The 3,486-nt window shown below is 68.5% G+C and carries 3 protein-coding genes; all 3 read left to right on the forward strand.

The genetic code is table 11. From position 1 onward, the window contains the following. Positions 1–302 precede the first annotated feature (302 nt). The 3 genes from aspS to EBL85_RS16525 all read left to right on the forward strand — a co-directional run bounded on the left by aspS (position 303) and on the right by EBL85_RS16525 (position 3,326). A complete protein-coding gene (gene aspS / locus EBL85_RS16515; protein ID WP_123141451.1) occupies positions 303–2,081 on the forward strand; it encodes an aspartate--tRNA ligase in 1,779 nt (592 codons plus the stop codon). A 195-nt stretch (positions 2,082–2,276) separates the two neighbouring features. Beyond that, positions 2,277–2,723, forward strand: a complete 447-nt coding sequence (gene nudB, locus EBL85_RS16520; RefSeq protein ID WP_123141486.1) for a dihydroneopterin triphosphate diphosphatase — start codon at positions 2,277–2,279, stop codon at positions 2,721–2,723. Positions 2,724–2,861: 138 nt separating this feature from the next. Beyond that, on the forward strand, positions 2,862–3,326 hold the full coding sequence (locus EBL85_RS16525; RefSeq protein WP_082805926.1) for a YbjN domain-containing protein: 465 nt from the start codon (positions 2,862–2,864) through the stop codon (positions 3,324–3,326). Positions 3,327–3,486: the final 160 nt, after the last annotated feature.

The raw sequence follows: 3,486 nt of genomic DNA on the forward strand, positions 1-3,486 counted from the left end.
ATCTTGACCCGGCTCGCGGGGGTCGTGCTTGCGTGTGCGCCCGCCGCTTCAGTATCTTCTCGCCCCCGCGAGGGGGGTTGATACGAAGCGGCACCCGCCGTCGGCGATGCGCCGTGAGGCCGGTCCCCCCTGTTCGAGCCGCAAGCCGCGCTGGCGCGCCCAGCGCGGTTTTTTGGTTTCTCATGTCCCGGACGCCGACGCCGTCCGGGGGCGGGGCACTCGGCCCCAGGCGAGCGACTGCGCGATGACGCGGCGCCGCGAACGATCAACGACGACTTTCAGGACAATGGGGCGATAGAACGATGCGCACGCACTACTGTGGGGACTTGAACGGCAGCCATGACGGCCAGGAGGTCGTGCTCTGCGGCTGGGTGCATCGGCGCCGCGACCACGGCGGGGTGATCTTCGTCGACCTGCGCGACCGCGACGGTCTGGTGCAGGTGGTGTTCGACCCCGATCGCGCCGAGATCTTCGCCCGCGCCGAGCAGGTCCGCAGCGAGTTCGTACTGCGCGTCAAGGGTCGGGTGCGGCCGCGTCCCGAGGGCACCGTCAACCCCGATCTCCCCACCGGCGAGATCGAGGTGCTGGGCCTGGAGCTGGAGATCCTCAACGCTGCGGCCACCCCGCCGATCCAGCTCGAGAGCCATGCCGCCGACGCCTCCGAGGAGGTGCGGCTGCGCTACCGCTATCTCGATCTGCGACGCCCCGAGATGCAGGCGCGGCTGCGTACCCGCAGCCAGGTCACCCGGGTGATGCGTCGCTTCCTCGACGAGCACGGCTTCCTCGATATCGAGACCCCGATCCTCACCAAGTCGACCCCCGAGGGCGCGCGCGACTATCTGGTGCCCAGCCGCACCCACCCCGGTGAGTTCTTCGCCCTGCCGCAGTCGCCGCAGCTGTTCAAGCAGCTGCTGATGATGTCCGGGATGGATCGCTACTACCAGGTCGCGCGCTGCTTCCGCGACGAGGACCTGCGCGCCGACCGTCAGCCCGAGTTCACCCAGCTCGACATCGAGGCCTCCTTCGTCGACGAGGAGACGCTGATGGGGCTGATGGAGTCGATGATCCGCACCCTCTTCGAGGAGGTCAACGGCGAGACCCTGCCCAACCCCTTCCCGCGCATGACCTATGCCGAGGCGATGCGTCGCTACGGCTCCGACCGTCCCGACCTGCGCGTGTCGCTGGAGCTGATCGACGTCGCCGATCTGATGGACGGGGTCGAGTTCAAGGTCTTCGCCGCTCCCGCCCAGGACCCCGAGGGCCGCGTGGCGGCGCTGCGCCTGCCCGGCGGCGGCTCGCTCACGCGCAAGGAGATCGACGGCTACACCCAGTTCGTCGGTATCTACGGCGCCAAGGGGTTGGCCTACATCAAGGTCAACGAGTGGTCGACCAAGGGGCGCGAGGGGCTGCAGTCGCCGATCCTCAAGTTCCTCCCCGATGCCACCGTCGAGGGCATCATGGCGCGCACCGGCGCCGAGGACGGCGACCTGATCTTCTTCGGCGCCGACAAGGCGCGGGTGGTCAACGAGTCGATCGGCGCGCTGCGCGTCAAGCTCGGCGAGGATCGCGGGCTGATGGCCGAGGGCTGGCACCCGCTGTGGGTGGTCGATTTCCCGATGTTCGAGCACGATCCCAACGCCGATCGCTGGGTGGCCCTGCACCATCCCTTCACCGCGCCCAAGGAGGAGCAGCTCGACAGCCTCTCCAGTGATCCGGGCCGCTGTCTGTCGCGTGCCTACGACATGGTGCTCAACGGCACCGAGGTCGGCGGTGGGTCGATCCGTATCCACCGCGAGGCGGTGCAGCGCCAGGTCTTCGAACTGCTCAAGATCAGCGACGAGCAGGCCGAGGAGCGCTTCGGCTTCCTCCTCCAGGCGCTCAAGTTCGGCTGCCCGCCGCACGGTGGCATCGCCTTCGGTCTCGACCGTCTGGTGATGCTGATGACCGGCGCGCAGTCGATCCGCGACGTCATGGCCTTCCCCAAGACCCAGACCGCGGCCTGTCTGCTCACCGACGCCCCCTCGGCGGTCGACGAGGCGCAGCTCAAGGAGCTGGCGCTGCGTCTGCGCCAGCGCGGCTGAGCCCGTCGCTCCCGCCCGCACGCCCGTCGCGGGCGTCGGCAACACGCGCCACCGCGAGGTGGCGTGTGCTCATTTCTCCCTCAGGCCGCCGGTCGTGACGCCGAGGCCGAACCAAGACAGGTAATGTTGATGGCCAAGTGTGTGGATCCCGGGATCCTGCGTCAGCTCAGGGTGAGCGAGGCGGAGGCAGAGGCAATGAGCCGGCTGCCGCGCAAGCGCCCGCAGTCGGTGCTGGTGGTCATCTGTACCCGCGGGGGCGAGTTCCTGATGCTCCGTCGGGCGCGTCCGCTGGCCTTCTGGCAGTCGGTCACCGGCAGCCTCGATGCCGGCGAGAGCCCGCGTCAGGCCGCGGCGCGCGAGGTCTACGAGGAGACCGGGCTGCGTGCCGGCGGGCGCTTGATCGACCTGCATCAGTCGGCGCTGTTCCCGATCGTGCGCGCCTGGCGCAAGCGCTATGCCCCCAACGTCTGCTTCAATCGCGAGTACTGGTTCGCGCTGGTGCTCGAGACCCGGCGGTTGGTGCGGCTCAATCCGCGCGAGCACCTCGAGTACCGCTGGGTGCCGGCGGGTGCCGCCGCGCGGCTCACCGCCTCCTGGACCAATCGCGACGCCATTCGCGCCCTGGCCGGTACGCTGGGCTGATCGCCGCGCCGTGGCGATCGCGGCTTATACTTGAGCCGTGCGCGGGATGTCCGGCGCATCCCCGGCCTTGAGTCGGGGTTCATCGTTGGGGGCAGAGTTAGTTGTCCGCTCCCGACTGGCCTGATGCGAGGAGGGGGAATGATGCGTATTCGTGGACTGCTGACCGCTGGTCTGGTGGCGGCGCTGTGGTGTGGGGGCGCGCTGGCGCGTGATCTGGTGAGCGCGGCCGATCCCGAGGCGGTGCTGACGGCGGCCAAGGGTTTCGGCAGCGCCGAGTTGCAGACCGACAGTGTCGGCGACCCGCGTATCCGTGGGCGGATGTTCGGGGTCATCTATCTGGTGACCTTCTATGGCTGCGATGACGGCAAGGACTGCAAGGACATCCTGTTCTATGCCGGTTGGGAACAGCCCGGCCTGACCCTTGAGGACGTCAACCGCTGGAATCGCGACAAACGCTTCGGCAAGGCCTATATCGACGACGAGGGCGATGCGGTGCTGGAGTTCGCCGTCAACCTCAACTACGGCGTCACCCCGCGCAACCTCGAGGATACCTTCGACTGGTGGGGCGTGGTGCTGCGCGAGTTCCGCGAGGAGATGCTCTAGCGCGCGCTCGCGGGGCGTCACCGCTGATCCGTCATGCAATGCCCCAAGTGTCGTGCCGAGCAGTCCGATCACGCCGACATCTGCACGGCCTGCGGGCTGGTCTTCGCCAAGTACTACAAGCATCACCCGCCCGCGGGCGAGGCCCCGGCGCGTCCAAGAT

The organism is Marichromatium sp. AB32, from assembly GCF_003718675.1.
GTDB lineage: Bacteria > Pseudomonadota > Gammaproteobacteria > Chromatiales > Chromatiaceae > Marichromatium > Marichromatium gracile.

Excerpts from the sequence above, each read along its gene's own strand:
- nudB (WP_123141486.1), top strand. The coding sequence starts at position 2,277 with ATGAGCCGGCTGCCGCGCAAGCGCCCGCAGTCGGTGCTGGTGGTCATC.
- EBL85_RS16525 (WP_082805926.1), top strand. The coding sequence starts at position 2,862 with ATGATGCGTATTCGTGGACTGCTGACCGCTGGTCTGGTGGCGGCGCTG.
- aspS (WP_123141451.1), top strand. The coding sequence starts at position 303 with ATGCGCACGCACTACTGTGGGGACTTGAACGGCAGCCATGACGGCCAG.